The 431-nt window shown below is 65.4% G+C and carries 1 protein-coding gene; it reads right to left on the bottom strand.

The genetic code is table 11. The annotated features are described in order from the left end of the window. Positions 1-384 (bottom strand): FAD-dependent oxidoreductase (locus EN925_RS39300; protein ID WP_128337518.1); only part of this gene is annotated, 384 nt, incomplete at its 3' end. Between the last annotated feature and the right edge of the window lie 47 nt (positions 385-431).

Below are 431 nucleotides of genomic sequence, written 5' to 3'. Positions count from 1 at the left end.
CGGCAGACCTGGCACTTCCTCGCGCCGGATGGTGATCAGCGGGTGTGCTTCGAGTTTTTTCGTCACGGCATCGGCGAATCCGTCGCGATCGACGGCCAGCGCGCCGCCGGCCGGAACCTGGTTGGCGTCGCCGGCGCTCATGATCAACGAGCCGGCCAGCCGCATTTCGGCGTGCAACAGGCCGACCGCGTTGTTGTCGGCGTCGTCGGAGCGGAAGGAATTGGAACAGACGAGCTCGGCCAGGCTATCGGTCTTGTGCGCATCGGTGCCACGAACGGGCCGCATTTCATGCAGGATGACGGGCACGCCGGCTTGCGCTGCCTGCCAGGCGGCTTCGGAACCGGCGAGGCCGCCGCCGATGATGTGGATTGGGTTTTTGCTCATGAGCGCCGGAATAATCGCTTGGTGCGGCGATTGCAATTGCCGTGCGC

This window comes from Mesorhizobium sp. M7A.F.Ca.US.006.04.2.1 (genome assembly GCF_004022915.1).
Lineage (GTDB): Bacteria > Pseudomonadota > Alphaproteobacteria > Rhizobiales > Rhizobiaceae > Mesorhizobium > Mesorhizobium ciceri.
Note: the sequence above shows the minus strand (reverse complement) of the source record. Positions and strands in the feature narration are given on the sequence as shown.